This is a genomic window from Streptomyces sp. NRRL S-1022, assembly GCF_000720135.1.
Taxonomy (GTDB): domain Bacteria; phylum Actinomycetota; class Actinomycetes; order Streptomycetales; family Streptomycetaceae; genus Streptomyces.
This window is the reverse complement of sequence record NZ_JOIU01000026.1, coordinates 55,205-71,903: the sequence shown is the minus strand read 5'-3', so window position 1 is coordinate 71,903 and position 16,699 is coordinate 55,205. Positions and strand designations below refer to the sequence as shown.

Below are 16,699 nucleotides of genomic sequence, written 5' to 3'. Positions count from 1 at the left end.
CGTGACCACGGAAACCACCCCGGCCACTCCGGCCGGCTCCCCGCCCGGTGTCTGGAGCCACCCCACCCTTCGCGTGCTCCTCGCCGCGGAGATCACGTCCATGCTCGGCACCCAGCTCAGCGCCGTGTCCATGCCCTGGCTGGTGCTCCAGCTCACCGGCGACGCCGGTGACATGGGCCTGGTCATGGCCGCCCAGCTCGCCGCGATCGCGGTGTTCGGCTTCTTCGGCGCCTCCTGGACCGGCCGGATCGGGCCGAGGCGGATCATGCTCATCGGGGACACCGTCCGCGGCCCGCTCGTGGCGCTCCTCCCGGTGCTGTACTACCTGCACTGCCTGAACACGGCCACCTTCATGGTCGTCATGTTCGCCATCGGCGCCTTCTACGCGCCCTACCTGGCTAGTCAGCAGGCCATCCTGCCGAGCGTCGTCGGCGAGGACGAGCAACTCCTCGGCCGGGCCAATGCCGCCCTGCACAGCGCGACCCGGCTCAGCGTCCTGCTGGGCCCCACGCTCGGCGGCCTCCTCATCTCCCTGTTCGGCGCTCCCACGGTGCTCCTCGTGGACGCGGTGTCGTTCGCCGCCTCCGCTCTCCTGCTGAGCCGGCTTCTGCCGCACACCCCGCCGCAGGCGCCGGCGCCCCGACGGTCTCCGACGGCCGGGCTGCGCCTGCTGCTGTCCGACCGGCTGCTGAGCAACTGGTCGGCGGGCCTGGCGCTCGGGGAGATGGCCTGGCAGGCGATGTTCGCCCTGCTCCCGGTGATCGCCGTGACGCGCGAGGGCGGTTCCTCCGTCGTCGCCGGCGGCCTGCTGACCGCGTTCGGCGGCGGCGCCCTGACCGGCACCCTCCTGGCCGGCCGGCTCATGCGCCGGGTACCCCCGCGCACCCTCGCCCTCACCGGCAGGATCGGCCTCGGCGTGGCGTTCTTCGCGCTGCCGCTGCACCTCGCACTGCCGGGGCTGGTGTGCCTGCTGGTCTTCACCGGTCTGCTCAACGGCGTCTCCAACGCACCGGTCGCGACCGTCCGCGTCCTGCGGATCCCGCAGGACCGGCGGCCGGAGGCGCTCACCGTCGCGACGGCCCTGGCGCTCCTGGGCGGCACGGTCGGCTGGGTCCTGTCCGGCACCGTCGCCCAGCGGGCGGGGATCACTCCCGTCTTCTGGGGCCTGGCCGCCCTCCAGGCCCTCGCCGCCGTCCTGTTCGTCACCGGCGCCCTGGGCTCCCGGGGAGCCGCCCCCGGTGCCTCTTCCGCACACCCCAGGAAGGACTCTCGATGACCGACAGCCGACAGGACGACCAGGACCACCTCGTCGCGGTGGTGGGCATGGCCGGCCGGTTCCCCGGTGCTCCGGACGTCAAGCGCTTCTGGGAAAACCTGCTCGCGGCCCGGGAGACGATCACCGTGCTCCCCGACCGCGCCGACCCCGCCCACCCCGAGTTCGTCCCCGCCTACGGCGTCCTCGACGGCGTGGGCGACTTCGACGCCGCCTACTTCGGGCTGTCCGCCCAGGACGCGCTGATCACCGACCCGCAGCAGCGGCTGCTGCTGGAGTGCGCCCACGAAGCCCTCGAACGGGCCGGGCACGCCGGCGCGGACCGCCCGGTGACCGGCGTGTGGGTCGGGACGGGCGGCAACGGCTACGCGGAGGCCGTGCGTGCCCGCCTCGACGAGATGCCGTTCCTCGACGAGTGGCGGGTGCGCCAGGCCACCGCCCCCGACTTCGCCGCCACCCGGATCGCCTACCACCTGGACCTGACCGGTCCCGCGATGACCGTGCAGACCGCGTGCTCCACCTCGCTGGTGGCCGTTCACCTCGCCGTGCAGGCACTGCTGAACGGCGAGTGCGACCTGGCCCTCGCGGGCGGCGCCACCGTGGTGCCGCACCTGCCCGCCATGCGCTACACGCCCGGCGGCATCGTCGCGGCCGACGGTCACTGCCGCGCCTTCGACGCCGACAGCGACGGCACGGTCTCCGCCAGCGCGGTCGGCGTGGTCGTCCTGCGCCCCCTGGCGGACGCCCTCGCCGACGGCGACCACGTCCACGCGGTGATCCGCGGCTCGGCCGTCAACAACGACGGACGCCACAAGGCGGGCTTCACCGCCCCCAGCATCGTGGGCCAGGCCGAAGTGGTCCGCACCGCCCACGAGGTCGCCGGCATCGAACCCCGCGAGGTCGGCTACGTCGAGGCCCACGGTACGGGCACCGCGCTCGGCGACCCCATCGAAGTGGCCGCGCTCACCCACGCCTTCGGGACCGGCGAGGACCGCGAAGCCCCCTGCCTCATCGGCTCGGTGAAGACCAACATCGGGCACGCCGACGCGGCGGCGGGCGTCACCGGTTTCATCAAGGCCGTCCTCAGTGTCGAGCACGGTGTCGTCCCGGCGACCCTGCACTACCAGCGGCCCAATCCGGCCGTCGACTTCGCCACCGCCTCCTTCGAGGTCAACGCCACCACCCGCGCCTGGCCGACGGACGGGCCGCGCATCGCCGGCGTCAACGCGCTCGGCGTCGGTGGCACCAACGCCCACGTCGTCCTCGAACAGGCCCCGCACCGCGAGGAGTCGGCGCCCCCAACCGGTCATGAGCTCCTGCTCGTCTCCGGCAAGACCCCGGCCGCCGCCGAGACCGCCGCGGACCGCCTGGCCGACCACCTCGCCGCGCACCCCGGAACACACCTGGGCGACGCCGCCCGGACCCTCCAGGCGGGACGGACGCACCACGCCTACCGCCGGTTCGTGGTGGCGTCCGGCACCCAGGATGCGGTGACCGCGCTGCGCGGTCGCGCCACCGCCCCCGGGGCGGGTGCCCCCTCCGACGCCGAACTGGTCTTCATGTATCCCGGCCAGGGCGGCCAGCACACGGGCATGACGGCCGAACTGTACGACGGTGAGCCCGCGTTCCGGCGTGCCGTGGACGAACTGGCCGACGCCGCTACCGGTACGCTCGGCTTCGACCTGCGCGAAGTCCTCTATCCCCGCACGGACGCCGAGAAGGCGGTCGCAGCGCTGTCAACGGCCCCGGCCAGTGCACGGTCACCGGTCCCGCCGCCTCCGTGGCGCGCTTCGCGCAGGAGCTGACCGACCGCGGGCTGGAGGCACGGGTGCTGCGCATCGCCACCGCGGGTCACTCACCCCTGGTCGACCCGGTCACCCCGCGCTTCGCCGAGGCGATCGAAGCACTGCCGCGCGAGCGGCCGGCCCTGCCGGTGCTGTCGGACACCACCGGAGCATGGGCCGACCCGGACGCCGTGCGCACGTCGCGGTACTGGGTGCGGCACATGCGTGAACCCGTCCGCTTCGGAGAGGCGCTGAACACCCTGTTCGGCACCCCGGACCGCGTACTCGTCGACATGGGTCCGGGCCGCACCCTGGCCACGCTGACCCGCCAGCACGCCGCCTACGACAGCAAGCAGACCGTCGTGCGCCTCGCCCCGCACCCGGCGGAGGAGGCGTCCGAGAAGGCGGTGCTGCTCGCGGGCGTCGGCGAGATGTGGGCCCGGGGTGCGCACCCCGACTTCGCCGCCCTGCGGGGCGACGAGCCCGGGCGCCGGATCGCCCTGCCGACGTACCCGTTCGAACGCCGCCACCACCTCGTGCCGCCGACGACCCCGTTCACGGCGACGCATCCGCCCACGGCCCCGTCCCCCTCCACGACCGCGGCGCCGGCAGCCGGGCCGCCGAACGTGCCGGGGGAGGCTGCCACCGCTCCTGCCGATCCTGTCGCCGACACACCGGCCGGCGTCCCCGCGCCGGAGCACCCGCCCGTCCTCCAGGCCGTGCTCACCGCCTTCGGACAGGCCCTCGGCTACCCGGACATCGACCCGCAGGACGGCCTGTTCGACCTCGGCGGCGACTCGCTGACCGCCACCAAGCTCGCCGCCTGGGCCGGCTCCGCCTTCCACGTGACCTTCAAAGCCTCGGACGTCCTGCGCTTCCAGACCCCGTCGGCGTTCGCCGCGCTGATCGAGGAGCGCGGGGCCGGCGCTCCCGCCGAGCCCAAGGAGAACCCCACCACATGACCACGTCCCTTCCCGCCCCGCTGCTCGGCGGCACCCCCGCCCGGCGCAATCCCTGGCTGAACGGCCGCCCTCCCACCGCGGCCCCCGAGCGCCATCTGTACTGCTTCCCCCACTCGGGCGGCCTCCCGGGCGAGTACGTCCGCTGGAGCCAGTACCTGAAGGGCACCCAGGTCTACGGCGTCTGCATGCCGGGACGCGGCGGCCGCGCCGCCGAACCGGCCTTGACCGACCTGGACTCCGTGGTCCACGCCCTGCTGGCGGAGACGGAGTTCGCCGCACCCTACGACCTGTTCGGACACAGCCTCGGCGCACTGGTGGCCTACGAGGTGACCCGTGAACTGGCCGCCCGTGACCGCCCCCTGCCCGAACGGCTCATCGTCTCGGCCTTCCCGGCCCCCCACCTGCCGCGCCACGGGGCCCGGCTGTCCGATCTGCCGGACGAGGAACTGATCGCGGTCCTGAAGGAGCGCTACGGCGGCATCCCGCCCCAGATCGCTGCCGACCCCGACCTGCTGGCGCTGCTGCTGCCCGCGTTCCGTGCGGACTTCGCCCTGCTGGAGAACTACCGGCACCGGGAGTCCGGGCCGCTTCCGGTCCCGCTCGTCGTCCTCGGCGGCGACGCCGACAGCGTCACCCCGAACCAGCTCGACGCCTGGGACCGGCACGGCACCGCGCCCCTGCGCCGGCACACCTTCACCGGCGGTCACTTCTACTTCCGTGACGCCATGGCATCGCTCGCCGCCGTACTGGCTCCCTGAGCCCCCACCTTCGGCGCCGCGAGGAGAGGGCTCGCCCCGACCTCGCGGCGCCAGGGTCCCGTCCCCGTCGACGACATCGTCTGCCGGCCCGCCCGCGCGCCGTCCCGGCACGTGCCGGGAGCCTCACGGCACCTCCGAGGCGCCGCGGCGCCCCTCGCGCATGACTTCGTCGAGGTCACCGAGCCGGTCCAGCCCCTGAACGGCGCGCCGCATGCGCGCGTTGCCGGACAGCAGCCGCCGGTGGCGGTCCAGGAAGATCCAGTATCCGGCGGTGTACGGGCACGCGCGGGGACCGGTGCGCTCGGTCGGCCGGTAGGCGCAGCCGCCGCACAAGTTGCTCATGCGGTTGATGTACGCGCCGCCCGAGGTGTACGGCTTGGTGGTCATCCGGCCGCCGTCCGCGTACTGGGACATGCCCACCACGTTCGGCACCATCACCCAGTCGTAACCGTCGACGAAGCAGCGGTGGAACCAGTCGGTCACCGCGCCCGGGTCCCAGCCCCGCTGCAGCGCGTGGCTGCCCAGCACCATGAGCCGGGGGATGTGGTGCGTCCACCCGGTGTCGCGCACCTGCGCCAGCACGGTGGCCAGGCAGCGCGCGGTGACCGCGTCCGCGTCCAGTTCGGCGAAGTACTCGGGCAGCTCCGCAGTGTGCCCGAGCGCGTTGCCTCGCCGGTAGTCCTCGCCGAAGTGCCAGTACAGCTGCCAGACGTACTCACGCCAGCCCGCGACCTGCCGGACGAAACCCTCCGCGCTGTTCACCGGGACCGCGCCCTCCCGCCAGGCGTGCTCCGCCCGCTCCACGCACTCCGCAGGGTGGAGCAGCCCGAGGTTCAGCGAGGACGACAGCAGACTGTGGCTCATCACCGGATCGTCGTCGAGCATCGCGTCCTCGTACGGCCCGAACGACGCCAGTCGGTGATCCACGAACCGCCGCAGGGCCGACAGCGCCTCCCGCCGCGTGGCCGGGAAGCGGCGGGGGCCGTTCCGGCCGACGAACCGCACCCCGCCCTCGCGCTCCCACCGGTCGAGATCCGCGCGCACCTCGGCGTCGACGTCGTCCTCCCGCGGCCGGTAGGGAGCCGGCACGTCGAGCCGGCGGACACCGCTCGGCGGGGGCTCGCGGTTGGCGTGGTCGTGGTTGAACCGGCCGCCGGCCGGCTGGCCGCCTTCCATGAGCAGTTCGTGCCGCCGGCGCACCCAGCGGTAGAAGTCCTCCTGGAGCAGCCGCCGCCCACCGCGCTCCTCGGCCCAGGCGGTGAACTCCTCGCGCGCCACGAGGAAGCCCCGTGCGGGCAGCACCCGCACCCCGGGCAGGGAGCGCACCAGCCGGAGTGCGGCGTGCGAGGTGGGGTGGCACACCGTCACCGGTGAACCGCCCACCGCGCGGCGCAGCCCCTCCCGATACGTCTCGGCCCGGACGTACGTCACCCTGCCGCCCAGTTCCGCCGCGCGGTGCCGCATCGCGGACAGCACCAGGTGCGCCTTGGCCCGGTGGAAGCGGCGCCGCCGGAAGACCGACCGGGCCTCGATCATCACCACCGGCGCCCCCGGGCCGGGCCCGTCCGCGCCGGCCGGGGCGAGGAAGTGCGGTCCGAGCTGGTCGCCGAAGATCCAGTGCGGGGTGGTCACGTCAGGGACACCTCCTTCGCCGCAGGCTCCCACCGCACGCCCCCGGCGGGGTCCCCGACACCGGCCGTTACCCCGCCCGGCGGCGCACATGTCCTCCGTCCGGCCGCCTCCCGGAAAGGACGGCCGGCGTCGGGCAGGAGGCGTCCACCGCCGGAAAACTGTTCGGTGTGCCGCGGACCTTTCCTGCGTCAGCCGGACCCGGCCGACGTCCACAGGGCCAGATCGGCCTCGTAGACGGTGCCTTGCGCGGTGAGGGTCTGGCGTCCCTCGAACAGGACCACGCGCGCCGGATTGAGGGATGTCGACGCGCGTCGTCACCTGCTGCTCGGACAGGTTGAACAGGCTGAGGTGCTCTTCCGTGAGAGCCGCGCGGACGCTGTGGTCCTCGGCCTGCGGAGCGGCACGGTGCGAGAGGTCGCGGAGCTTGTCGGTGGATATGCCGGGGAGGCCTTCCACCAGCAGGGGCGCTGCCGCGCCGTCGGCCAGGACGATCGTGTCGCCGTACACCGCGAGCGGCTGCCTGGATCCCCGGACGACGAGGCCGGCCCTGGCCTCCCAGCGGAGGGTGACACGATCCACCAGGTGTGCCGCGCCGAGGTCGACGGCGATCCAGCTGTCCGCCCGGCGCCGGTCCGCCTTCGAAACCGCCCATCGGCTCGTGGCGTTGCCGTCCACCGCCAGCGCCGGCTTCGATTTCGCCAAGGTGGCTGGGAACTGAACGGCACTCGCGTCCGACTCGTAAGGAGGGGGCAGGTCGGCCAGGTAGGAGTCCGTGGGCGGTGATGCGTGTGCCTGGGCCGGGGGAGAGATCCTCTGGAGGCGTGGCAGCATCAGGTGCCGTGAGTGTGTCCCTGGTGGTGCGGAGCGTGCGCGCGGCGGTGTTCGCCGTGCTGTGCGTGCTGCTCGCTGCCGGAGGGCATGCCATGGCCACGGGCATGGCGCCGTCGCTGTGGGTGCAGGCCGCCGGGTTCGTGCCGGTCTTCGCGGCCGGCTGTCTGCTGGCTGGCCGCGAGCGGTCGCTGGCCGCCATCGGCACGGGGACTCTGGCCGCCCAGGGCGGGTTGCACCTTGCCTTCCACGCCGCCGAGCCCCATCACGCCGCGACGGTCATGCACGGCATGCGGATGACCCAAGCGCCCCATGCACTGACACCGCACGCCACCGCCGCGCATGCCGGGGCGGCCCTGCTGCTGACCTGGTGGCTGCGGCGCGGTGAGGCGGCACTGTGGTCGCTGCTGCGGTGGGCGGTCGCGTTCGTGCCGGGGCTCGTCGCCTGGTGGCAGGAGGCCGGCGAGGCGTGGCGCGCGCCGGCCGGGCCAGGGCTGGTGCGTCGGGCCGCCGCTGAGCCGTGGGCGCCCAGGCAGGTGCGGCTGAGGTACGCGATTCACCGACGGGGGCCGCCGCCCGGGATGTCGCACGCGCCGTCGTACGCGATCCGAACCCGACATCCCTTCTTCCGTACGGAGATCCCTCACCTCATGTCCAGGACCCGCACCACCCTGCGCCGCGCCGGCGCCGTCACGGCCCTGACCGCCGCCGGACTTCTCGTTGCCGCGGGCGTCGCCTCCGCGCACGTCACCGTCCACCCCGACAGCTACGCCAAGGGCACCACCGACGGCGTGCTGACTTTCCGTGTCCCCAACGAGGAGGACAACGCCTCCACCACCAAGGTCCAGGTCTTCCTGCCCACCGACCACCCCGTCCTCGGCGTGCTGGTGCACCCGCAGGACGGCTGGACCGTGAAGGTCACCAACACCAAGCTCAAGACGCCCGTCAAAACCGACGACGGCACCATCACCGACGCCGCCTCCGAGATCACCTTCACCGGCGGCAAGATCGCGTCCGGGCAGTACGAGGACTTCGACGTCGCCTTCGGCCAGCTGCCCGACGACACCGACCAGCTGACATTCAAGACCCTGCAGACGTACTCCGACGGCAAGACCGTCCGCTGGATCGAGGAGGCCCAGGGCGGCCAGGAGCCGGAGAACCCGGCGCCCGTGCTCAAGCTCACCGCCAAGGGCACGGAGGACGGCGGTGGCACCGCGACCGCCTCCGCGGCGGCTTCGAAGGGCTCCGACAGCGCCAAGCCGACCGCCTCGGCCAGCGACTCGACCGCCCGCGGCCTCGGCATCGCCGGGCTGGTCGTCGGCGTGCTGGGGCTCGCTGCGGCGGGCTTCGCCATCGTGCGCGGCCGTTCCGCCGGATCCCGGGCGGAGTAGCCCACCTGCCCTGCCGACGGTAGCCGTCGGCAGGGCAGCGCTCCGTCGCCGTGGCCCTCGAGCACAGTCGTCCCTCACGTGACGCGGGCCACAACGCTGCTCCGGAACTCGACCCCCGGCGGCCCCGACTCCTGATGCAGTACGGCGCGATCCGACCGGCGCCGTACGACGTGATCTGGAGACGCGATTGATGGACGAGTCCCGGCAATCCTCCTCCGACACGGGTGCGGTGTTGCGGAAGCTGGTGCCTCCGCCCGCCCTGTGCGGATTCCTTCTCCTGCTGGCGCTGATGTTCACGGTGTCGTACGCCGTCGGTGTCGCGGCAGGGCCCGTCGCGCCCGGCATGCACGGCACCGGCACGAGCCGGGGGGACGGCGATCCCGGCGGGGGCGGCGGCACGGACGACATGGGGGGCATGCACGGGGGTGGCCACTGATGGGCGGGGAACCGGTGGCCGTCGACCTGGTGACGACCGACCTGACCGTCGGTGGCATGACCTGCGCGGCCTGTGTGAGGCGCGTCGAGAAGAAGCTCGGCAAGCTGGACGGGGTCACGGCGACCGTCAATCTGGCTACCGGGCGGGCGCGTGTGAGCCACCCACCGCGGATCAGCCCCGAGGAACTCGCCGCCGCCGTCGGGAAGGCCGGCTACACGGCCGCCCTTGCCGAACCGCCCAAACAGCCCGGGACACGCGAGGGCAAGGACGCGGGCGAGCCCGAGGACGCTCGCCAGGAGCGAGACCGGCTGCTGATCACCGCGCTGCTCGCGGTGCCCGTGCTCGTGGTGTCGATGGTGCCCGCGCTGCAGTTCCCGAACTGGCAGTGGCTGTGCTTCGCGCTGGCGGCCCCGGTCGCGGTATGGGGCGCTTCGCCCTTTCATGTGCGTGCGGCGCGTGGGCTTCGGCATGCGGCGGCGACCATGGACACCCTGGTGTCGCTGGGTGTGGTGGCGTCCTTCTCCTGGTCCACCTACGCGCTCTTTCTCGGTGGTGCCGGGGAGCCCGGCATGCGGATGCCGTTCACTCTGGTGCCCTCGGCTTCGGACGGTGCGGCGCACCTCTATCTCGAAGCGGCCGTCGGCGTACCGCTGTTCGTCCTGGCGGGGCGGTTCCTGGAGGCGCGGGCCCGGCGCGGGACCGGGGCAGTGCTCAGGTCACTGGCCCGACTCGCCGCCAAGGAAGTGACCATCCGGGAAGGCGATGACGAACGGCTCGTTCCCATCGAGTGGTTGAGGCCGGGGCAGGTCTTCGTCGTACGGCCGGGGGAGCGCGCAGCCACCGACGGACAGGTGGTGGAGGGCAGTTCCGCCGTGGATCTGTCCCTGGTCACCGGGGAGAGCGAGCCCGTCGAGGTAGGGCCGGGTTCGGCGGTGGTCGGCGGCGCCGTCAACGCCGGGGGGCTGCTCCTGGTGAAGGCCACGGCTGTCGGCGCCGACACCCAGCTCGCCCGTATCACTCGGCTGGTGACCGAGGCCCAGGCCGGCAAGGCGCGGGCGCAGCGGCTGGCCGACACGGTGGCAGGCGTCTTCGTTCCCGTCGTGCTGACGCTGGCCGTCACCTGTCTCGGCTTCTGGCTCGGTGCCGGGGCCGACCCGCAGGCCGCCCTCACCGCGTGCGTGGCCGTCCTCGTCGTGGCCTGCCCTTGCGCGCTCGGCCTGGCCACGCCGACCGCGCTGATGGCCGCGACCGGCCGCGGTGCCCGACTCGGCGTCCTGGTCGGCGGACCCCAGGCGCTGGAGGGGCTCCAGCACATCGACACGGTCGTCCTGGACAAGACGGGCACGCTCACCTCCGGCCACATGACCGTCGCCCGGGTCACGGCCGTACCCGACGGTCTGGGCAAGGAGGCGCTGGTGCGGCTGGCCGGTGCCGTCGAGCACGGCTCGGAGCATCCCCTTGGCCGGGCGATCGCCTCCTACGCCCGGCGGGAACTCCCCGAGGGGTCGCTGACGGAAGTGAGTGGGTTCGCCGCCGTGGAGGGGCGGGGGGTGCGCGGCCTGGTCGAGGGCCGGCTGGTGGAAGTCCTCGCCTCCGAAGGCGAGTTGCCCACCGCCCTGGCAGACGCGCTGACGGTGGCCGAGGCCGCCGCCCACACGCCCGTCCTGGTCCGGGTGGACGGTGTGGCCGAGGCCCTGATCGAGGTCGGGGACGTGGTGCGGCCCGGCAGCTATCGCGCCGTGGACCGGCTGCGGCGCCTCGGCGTGCGGCCGGTGCTCGCCACCGGTGACCGTGAGGCACCCGCGCGGGCCGTGGCCGCAGCACTGGGCATCGACGAGGTGCACGCCCGCTGCGCTCCCGAGACCAAGGCCGACCTCGTACGGCACCTGCAGGAGCAGGGCTACCGCGTCGCGGTCGTCGGCGACGGAGTGAACGACGCCGCGGCCCTGGCCGGCGCCGACCTGGGCATCGCCATGGGCAGCGGCACGGACGTGGCCATCGGGGCCGCCGACGTGACGCTGGTACGCGGGGACATCGAGGCGTTGGGGGACGCGGTCCGGCTCGCCCGGCGCGCACTGGGCACGATCCGCGCCAACCTCGTCTGGGCCTTCGGCTACAACGTCGTGACCCTGCCGCTCGCCATGGTCGGCCTGCTCGATCCGATGCTCGCGGCGGCGGCGATGTCGGTGAGTTCGCTGCTGGTCGTCGGAAACAGCCTGCGGCTGCGCACCTGGCAGCCCTCGCCCGCTCCCGACCGGAGGCGTACCCGATGACCGAACAGAAGCTCTGGCGACCCAGTCGCGGCCGGTTGACCGACACCCTCCTCGCCGCGCTGGCGCCCGTGGCCGCGTGCAGTCTCGCCCTGGGCGGGCTGACTACCTGGGCCGGGGCCGGGAAAGCGGGTAGCCCGCCCCGGATCACCGTCTCGAACGGGCGGGTCCTCCTGCCGTACGGGGACAGCACGGACACCGCTGCGCTCTTCGACATCGCCAACGTCGGTGGCGCGGACGACCGGCTGGTGAACGTGACGTCCACCGCCACCAACGGCCGGATAACCCTCAGCGGACACCGCATGCTGGGCGGCCGGGCCGCCTACAAGCTGGACGTGACCTCGGTCGGCGTCCCTGCGGGCGGCGTGCTGTCCATGTCGCCGCGCGGTGTGGACGTGACGCTGCGGGCCGGGGCCGGCTGGCGGGCGGGTGGTCTCGTGCCGTTCACGCTGCACTTCGAGCACAGCGCGCCGGTCGAGACGACCGCGGTCGTGATCCGCCCGGGCGGCAGCGGTCCGTGATCGCCCGCCCTGAAGGTCGAGGATCCTCTTCCTGGACGTCGGGGCAGAGTGTCGTCGAGTTCCCACCTGTTGCCGTGGGCTGGATCACAGCCTGCGGGGTGAGTACGGTCCCCCGTGGATGTCCGTACCCACGCATGACGACCGAAGCCCGGATGCGAGGATGAGGCGCCATGACAGCAGGGTGGTGTGCTCGCGCGATACGGGCCGCGGTGTTCGCGGCCGTGTGCGTGCTGCTCGCTGCCCTGGGCCACGTCCTGATGTCCGGCAGCGACGTGCCGGCGTGGGCGCTGGCCGCCGGCGGGGCCGTCACGGGTGCCGTGGGCTGGTGTCTGGCGGGGCGTGAGCGCGGGCTGCCGTTGGTCGTGACGGTCGTGGTCGCCGCACAGACGGTGCTGCACGAGGCGTTCTCCTACGCCCAGTCGGCGTCCGGCACGTCCGACGGCTCGGCCTTCATGGACATGAGTGACATGGGCTCCATGGGTACGGGTTCGATGCGCATGGGCTCCATGGACATGGGCGCCATGCACATGGACCACACGGGCATGAGCCCCATGGATCACATGGGGCATTCCATGGACGGCGGTTCGTCGTCGTTCGGCATGCTCGCCGCCCACCTGCTCGCCGCGGTGCTGTGCGGCCTGTGGCTGGCGTACGGCGAGAAGGCCGCCTTCCGGATCCTGCGGGCGGCGGCCGGATGGCTGGCGGCACCGCTGCGGTTGCTGCTCGCCCTGCCCGAGACCCCCGACCGCCCGCGCGTCCACCTGAGGCGCCGCCGCTCGGACCGGGCGCCGCGCCTCCTCCTCCTCATCCACGCGATCACTTCTCGGGGTCCGCCCGTGGGAACGGCTGTCGCCTGAAGACAGCTGGTTCCCCGAGGCTGCCCGGCTACCCGTGTGCGCCTCGGGCCACGGCCGTACGACCGCACAGGCGTGGTGACGCCTCAGCGGCGTCGTAGGGCCGTCTTTCCCACTTTCACCGGACCGCGCGCTTCGGCGCGCCCTGGTCCGGATCACGGTTGACCCGAGAAGGACACCAGGTGATTTCCTCTGCCCTGCCCACGTCGCGCGCCAAGAGCCACAAACCGGCGGCGCCCGACGAATCGATCACCGCGTGGGCGCTGGCCGCCCGAGGCGGTGACGCGCACGCGGTCGAGCAGTTCGTGGGCGCCCTGCACCGGGACGTCCGGCGCTACGTCGCCCATCTGTGCGGCGATCCCCAGGCGGTGGACGATCTGGCGCAGGACACGTTCCTGCGTGCGCTCGGCAGCCTGCACCGGTTCGAGGGGCGTTCCTCGGCCCGGGCGTGGCTGCTGTCCATCGCCCGCCGAGCGGTGATCGACAGTTACCGGTACGCCGCCGCTCGCCCGCGCCTGGCCGACGTACCGGACTGGCAGCTGGCCGCCGAACTGGCCCAGCCGTGCGACCTGCCCGGTTTTGACGACGGCATCGCCCTGCTGGATCTGCTGGCCTCACTGCCCGATGACCGTCGGGAGGCGTTCACCCTCACGCAGCTGCTCGGCCTGCCGTATGCGGAGGCAGCCGAGGTGAGCGACTGCCCGATCGGCACGGTCCGCTCCCGCGTGGCCCGTGCCCGCGCGACCTTGATGGACCTCCTGGACGATGGGGGCACCTCCCACGCCGTCAAGGCAGTGGGGGAGGACCAGCCGACTGCGCTGGCTGCCTGACGCTCCGGGAGGGTGCCGGTGCCGGCCGGAAGAACGGCACCGGCACCCTCGCCGCCGGAGCGCCGAGAGCGGTGCACCCCAGCCGGATCGCGAACGGGCCGGGAACCAGGGGCACCTTCGCTCCGACTACTGGAGCGGGTGGCGGAGGCTCGCCCGTGTACCGAGTGGATCCGGGAGTTGTTCGATGCGTTCTCGTGTGTGGGGCGGTACCGCGGCCGTCGTACTGGTCGGCCTGCTGGTGGCGGGCTGCGGCGGCGGGGGGAAGGACACGGCGGACGGGAACGCGGGGCAGGCCGGGAAGGCGGCTGCCGGCGGCTACCCGGTGTCCGTCACCGACTGCACGGGCGCCAAGACGACCTTCTCCGGTGCCCCGAAGAGAATCGTCACCAGCAACGCCTCCAGCCTGGAGCTGCTGCTCCGCCTCGGCGCCGGCGGCCAGGTGATCGGCACCGGCTTCCCGCCCGGCAAGGGCACGCTGCCCGGCGCCCTCGACGCACAGGCGCAGAAGGTCAAGGTGCTCAGCCAGACCGTGATCCCCAAGGAGAAGCTGCTCGGCTCCGGCGCCGACCTCTACATCGACACCTTCGCCTCCATGGGAAGCATGGGCGGCTCGGGCATGGGCGACGCGCCGACGGCGGAGGAATTCGAGGCCGCCGGGATCAAGCACATCTACCTGAAGTCCACCGCCTGCGCTGCCCAGAGCAAGAGCCCAGTGACCGACCTGTCCGCCGTCGAGGCCGACATCACCTCCCTCGGCGCGGTCACCGGCACGAGCGCGCAGGCGCAGAAACTTGTCGCAGGGATGAAGGCGGAGGTGGCTGCCGTCCAGAAGGCGGTCGGCGGTACGGCGGAGACCAACCGGCCGACGTACTTCTTCTTCGACTACGACGCCGGTACGAAGCAGCCCTCCGTCACCTGCAACCGCCAGATCGCCAACGCCGTGATCACCCTGGCCGGAGCCCGCAACGTCTTCGCCGACTGCGACGGCGACTACAAGCAGGCCGGCTGGGAGGACGTCATCGCGAAGAATCCCGACTGGATCCAGCTGGGCGTCCGCAACCGCGGCAGCGAGGCGGCGAACAGGAAGGCGTTCGACGAGGCCGAGCAGTGGCTGAAGTCGAACCCCGCCACCAAGGGGCTGAAGGCGGTCGAGGAGGGCCACTTCCTGCGCATCGGCTCCGAGCAGACCACCATCGCGGGAGTCGAGAACGCCGACACGGTCGAGGCCATCGCCAAGACCCTCTACCCGGGCAAGGTCGCCTGATCGTGGCCTTCACACTGGTGCGCCGTAAGACCGTGGCTGCGGAGGCGCGCGGCAGCCTGGCCGCCGGTCCGCTGGCGGCGGTCCTGGCCGTGGCACTGCTGGCCGCGCTGACGGCCGCCGTGGCCTGGGGCTCGACGTCGATCCCGCCCGGCGAGGTGTGGAGCGTGGTGTGGCGGCGGCTGTCCGGTGAGGCTCCGCGCCCCGGCACGGACGACCTCATCGTCTGGCAGCTCCGATTTCCCCGTGCCGTGCTCGCCGCCCTCGTCGGCGCCGGCCTCGGTGTCGTCGGTACGGCCGTCCAGGCGCTGGTGCGCAACCCGCTTGCCGACCCGTACCTGCTGGGCATCTCCAACGGCGCCTCCCTGGGCGCGGTTGCCGCGATCGTCCTCGGCCTCGGGGCGGGCGGGGCGCTGGGCCTGGGGCTGTCCGGGGCGGCTTTCGTCGGCGCGCTGGCGACGTTCGCGCTGGTGTGGGCGGTGGCCCGGCGCGGTGGCGGGTTCGCGCCGCTGCGGCTGGTGCTGGCCGGGGTCGCGATCGGCCAGTTCCTCTCCGGGTTCACCAGCTACCTGGTGCTGCAGGCCGGGGACGAACAGCAGACCCACAGCGTCCTGTTCTGGCTCATGGGCAGTCTCAGCGGAGCGACGTGGGAACTGCTCGCGGTACCCGCCGTCGCCGTACCCGTCGCTCTGCTGTGGCTCCAGGCACGCGCCCGGGGCCTGAACGCCCTGCTGATGGGTGACGAGACGGCCGCCGGGCTTGGCATCGACGCCGCCCGGCTGCGCCGGGAACTGTTCACCGTCACCAGTGTGCTGACCGGTGTCCTGGTGGCGGTCTCCGGTGCTATCGCGTTCGTAGCGTTGATGGTGCCGCATGCCTGCCGTCTGGTCGTGGGGGGCGACCACCGACGCCTCCTGCCGATCTCCGCGTTGTCCGGCGCTCTGCTGCTGGTCGTGGTCGACATCGTGTGCCGTACGGCGATGGACTCGCAGGAGCTGCCGGTGGGCGTGGTCACCTCGCTGCTCGGGGCTCCGGCCCTGCTGTATCTGCTGGACCGGCCTCTGGGGAGCGGAAGTTGAGGATCGACATCGAGGATCTGCACGTCGCCTACGCCGGCCGCACGGTGGTCGCGGGCGCCCATCTCGTCGCCGCGGAGGGCGAGATCACGGGCCTGGTGGGCCCGAACGGCAGCGGCAAGTCCACGCTCCTGCGCACCGTCTACCGGCACCTGAAGCCCACCGCCGGGCGGGTCCTCCTGGCCGGCACTGACCTGCGGGAGACGACCCCGCTCCAGTCGGCGCGGCACGTGGCGGCCCTGCCGCAGGAGCGCGGGAGCGACTTCGAGCTGACCGTGCGCGAGGTCGTCGCGATGGGCCGTACGCCCTACAAGCGGGCCTTCGCCGGGGAGGATGCAGCCGACCGGGACATCGTCGCGCAGGCGCTCACCGACGTCGGCATGGCGGAACAGGGCCGACGCCGGTTCACGGCCCTGTCCGGCGGTGAGCGCCAACGTGTCCTGCTGGCACGGACGTTCGCGCAGAACCCGGACGTCCTGGTGCTGGACGAACCGACCAACCACCTCGACATCCGCCACCAGGTCGAACTGCTCGCCCTCCTGCGTGCCCAGCGCCGTACGACCCTGGTGTCGCTGCATGACCTGAATGCCGCGGCCTCCGTCTGCGACCGTCTCCACGTCCTGCATGATGGAGCGGTCGTCGTCTCCGGCCCGCCGCGGGAAGTCCTCACGCCCGCGCTGATGGCGGAGGTCTTCGGGGTCCGAGCGGCGGTTGTCGACCATCCCCTGACCGGTGAGCCGCTCATCGCCTTCGACCACCGGACGGCGGCGGACGAGGCACTGACAGCCGTGCCGCTTCAGACGCCCACCCGGGGATGAACGGG

14 protein-coding genes and 1 pseudogene are annotated in these 16,699 nt (G+C 73.0%); 13 read left to right on the top strand and 2 right to left on the bottom strand.

What is annotated here, in order from left to right; genetic code table 11:
- Nucleotide 1 precedes the first annotated feature (1 nt).
- From IG05_RS0131855 to IG05_RS0131845, 4 genes are read left to right on the top strand one after another with little or no spacing between them, the layout of a single operon-like run.
- The gene (locus IG05_RS0131855) at nt 2–1,276 is read left to right on the top strand and encodes an MFS transporter (protein WP_051790507.1); all 1,275 of its coding nucleotides are present in this window, start codon (nt 2–4) and stop codon (nt 1,274–1,276) included.
- The gene (locus IG05_RS42665; protein WP_051790472.1) at nt 1,273–3,078 is read left to right on the top strand and encodes a type I polyketide synthase; all 1,806 of its coding nucleotides are present in this window, start codon (nt 1,273–1,275) and stop codon (nt 3,076–3,078) included. Before IG05_RS0131855 ends, IG05_RS42665 begins: the two co-directional genes overlap by 4 nt.
- Complete coding sequence (locus IG05_RS43880; RefSeq protein ID WP_051790469.1) at nt 3,054–4,019, top strand: phosphopantetheine-binding protein; 966 nt, start codon at nt 3,054–3,056, stop codon at nt 4,017–4,019. Before IG05_RS42665 ends, IG05_RS43880 begins: the two co-directional genes overlap by 25 nt.
- Nucleotides 4,016–4,777: a thioesterase II family protein gene (locus IG05_RS0131845; protein WP_051790467.1), complete on the top strand. Its 762-nt coding sequence runs from the start codon at nt 4,016–4,018 to the stop codon at nt 4,775–4,777. Before IG05_RS43880 ends, IG05_RS0131845 begins: the two co-directional genes overlap by 4 nt.
- A gap of 123 nt (nt 4,778–4,900) precedes the next feature.
- Here IG05_RS0131845 and IG05_RS0131840 read toward each other — a convergent pair whose 3' ends face one another.
- Both IG05_RS0131840 and IG05_RS50715 read right to left on the bottom strand, forming a co-directional pair.
- Complete coding sequence (locus IG05_RS0131840) at nt 4,901–6,409, bottom strand: cryptochrome/photolyase family protein (protein WP_030347513.1); 1,509 nt, start codon at nt 6,407–6,409, stop codon at nt 4,901–4,903.
- A 603-nt stretch (nt 6,410–7,012) separates the two neighbouring features.
- A pseudogene (locus IG05_RS50715) lies at nt 7,013–7,240 on the bottom strand (hypothetical protein); the annotation flags it as partial.
- Between the two features lie 647 nt (nt 7,241–7,887).
- Between IG05_RS50715 and IG05_RS0131825 the strand changes: the two are divergent.
- The 9 genes from IG05_RS0131825 to IG05_RS0131785 all read left to right on the top strand — a co-directional run bounded on the left by IG05_RS0131825 (nt 7,888) and on the right by IG05_RS0131785 (nt 16,694).
- Nucleotides 7,888–8,628, top strand: coding sequence for a YcnI family protein (locus IG05_RS0131825; protein WP_030347511.1), 741 nt, complete (start codon nt 7,888–7,890; stop codon nt 8,626–8,628).
- Nucleotides 8,629–8,818: 190 nt separating this feature from the next.
- Nucleotides 8,819–9,064 (top strand): hypothetical protein, encoded by a 246-nt coding sequence (locus IG05_RS0131820; RefSeq protein WP_030347510.1) that lies wholly within the window; start codon nt 8,819–8,821, stop codon nt 9,062–9,064.
- Nucleotides 9,064–11,337 carry a heavy metal translocating P-type ATPase gene (locus IG05_RS0131815; protein ID WP_030347509.1) on the top strand — a complete coding sequence of 758 codons (2,274 nt, stop codon included), beginning with the start codon at nt 9,064–9,066 and terminating at the stop codon, nt 11,335–11,337. Before IG05_RS0131820 ends, IG05_RS0131815 begins: the two co-directional genes overlap by 1 nt.
- Nucleotides 11,334–11,855: a copper chaperone PCu(A)C gene (locus IG05_RS0131810; RefSeq protein ID WP_030347508.1), complete on the top strand. Its 522-nt coding sequence runs from the start codon at nt 11,334–11,336 to the stop codon at nt 11,853–11,855. The genes IG05_RS0131815 and IG05_RS0131810 overlap by 4 nt, the downstream gene beginning before the upstream one ends.
- Before the next feature lie 170 nt (nt 11,856–12,025).
- Nucleotides 12,026–12,712: a hypothetical protein gene (locus IG05_RS0131805; protein WP_030347507.1), complete on the top strand. Its 687-nt coding sequence runs from the start codon at nt 12,026–12,028 to the stop codon at nt 12,710–12,712.
- A gap of 179 nt (nt 12,713–12,891) precedes the next feature.
- Entirely contained in the window at nt 12,892–13,539 is a 648-nt protein-coding gene (locus IG05_RS0131800; protein WP_030347506.1) for a sigma-70 family RNA polymerase sigma factor, read from the top strand.
- Nucleotides 13,540–13,723: 184 nt separating this feature from the next.
- On the top strand, nt 13,724–14,803 hold the full coding sequence (locus IG05_RS0131795) for an ABC transporter substrate-binding protein (protein ID WP_030347505.1): 1,080 nt from the start codon (nt 13,724–13,726) through the stop codon (nt 14,801–14,803).
- Between the two features lie 2 nt (nt 14,804–14,805).
- The gene (locus IG05_RS0131790; RefSeq protein ID WP_107051459.1) at nt 14,806–15,879 is read left to right on the top strand and encodes a FecCD family ABC transporter permease; all 1,074 of its coding nucleotides are present in this window, start codon (nt 14,806–14,808) and stop codon (nt 15,877–15,879) included.
- Nucleotides 15,876–16,694, top strand: a complete 819-nt coding sequence (locus tag IG05_RS0131785; RefSeq protein ID WP_030347503.1) for an ABC transporter ATP-binding protein — start codon at nt 15,876–15,878, stop codon at nt 16,692–16,694. The genes IG05_RS0131790 and IG05_RS0131785 overlap by 4 nt, the downstream gene beginning before the upstream one ends.
- The last annotated feature ends 5 nt before the right edge of the window (nt 16,695–16,699 follow it).

Bases quoted from the DNA above. Each gene is read 5' to 3' on its own strand.
- IG05_RS0131795 (WP_030347505.1), top strand. From the start codon at position 13,724: ATGCGTTCTCGTGTGTGGGGCGGTACCGCGGCCGTCGTACTGGTCGGC.
- IG05_RS0131815 (WP_030347509.1), top strand. From the start codon at position 9,064: ATGGGCGGGGAACCGGTGGCCGTCGACCTGGTGACGACCGACCTGACC.
- IG05_RS0131805 (WP_030347507.1), top strand. From the start codon at position 12,026: ATGACAGCAGGGTGGTGTGCTCGCGCGATACGGGCCGCGGTGTTCGCG.
- IG05_RS0131825 (WP_030347511.1), top strand. From the start codon at position 7,888: ATGTCCAGGACCCGCACCACCCTGCGCCGCGCCGGCGCCGTCACGGCC.
- IG05_RS0131820 (WP_030347510.1), top strand. From the start codon at position 8,819: ATGGACGAGTCCCGGCAATCCTCCTCCGACACGGGTGCGGTGTTGCGG.
- IG05_RS0131845 (WP_051790467.1), top strand. From the start codon at position 4,016: ATGACCACGTCCCTTCCCGCCCCGCTGCTCGGCGGCACCCCCGCCCGG.
- IG05_RS42665 (WP_051790472.1), top strand. From the start codon at position 1,273: ATGACCGACAGCCGACAGGACGACCAGGACCACCTCGTCGCGGTGGTG.
- IG05_RS0131810 (WP_030347508.1), top strand. From the start codon at position 11,334: ATGACCGAACAGAAGCTCTGGCGACCCAGTCGCGGCCGGTTGACCGAC.